Origin of the sequence: Halarcobacter mediterraneus, assembly GCF_004116625.1 — a bacterium.
Lineage (GTDB): Bacteria > Campylobacterota > Campylobacteria > Campylobacterales > Arcobacteraceae > Halarcobacter > Halarcobacter mediterraneus.
The window spans coordinates 1-463 of sequence record NZ_NXIE01000022.1; the positions used below are offsets into that span (position 1 = coordinate 1).

Below are 463 nucleotides of genomic sequence, written 5' to 3' on the forward strand. Positions count from 1 at the left end.
AGATAAGAGTATTCTGCAACTCTTTTTACATGGTTTCCTGTCTCTTTACTTCTTGCTTCTCCAATTGTTCCAAGGGAAAAGATAACATCTTTTTGAGTATCTTCTATTTCTTTATATAAATTTATAGTCTCTGTAATATTTTTACCTATTCCCATAAATTCGATGATATTACCCTTTATATCTTTAATTGTTCTAAAAGTAAAATCCATATAATAAATATTTTTTTCTTTATTACAACAAAGTTTTAATATCCCATGCCAAAAATTCTTTTCAATAACTTCATTAAAAACTTTATTATAAGTTTCTAAAGAACTTTTATCAATTATTGAAAGTAACTCTTTTTTTAGAAGTTCCTCTTCTTTATAATTTAATAATTGTAAAATTCTATCATTTGCAAAAGTTATCTCTTTATTTATATCAACACGAATAACAGAAGCACTTATATTTATCATTTGTTCATACT

1 protein-coding gene is annotated in these 463 nt (G+C 23.5%); it reads right to left on the bottom strand.

Annotated features, from left to right (window positions below):
* Window positions 1-452 (bottom strand): PAS domain-containing protein (locus CP965_RS14015; protein ID WP_228712737.1); only part of this gene is annotated, 452 nt, incomplete at its 3' end.
* Window positions 453-463 lie beyond the last annotated feature (11 nt).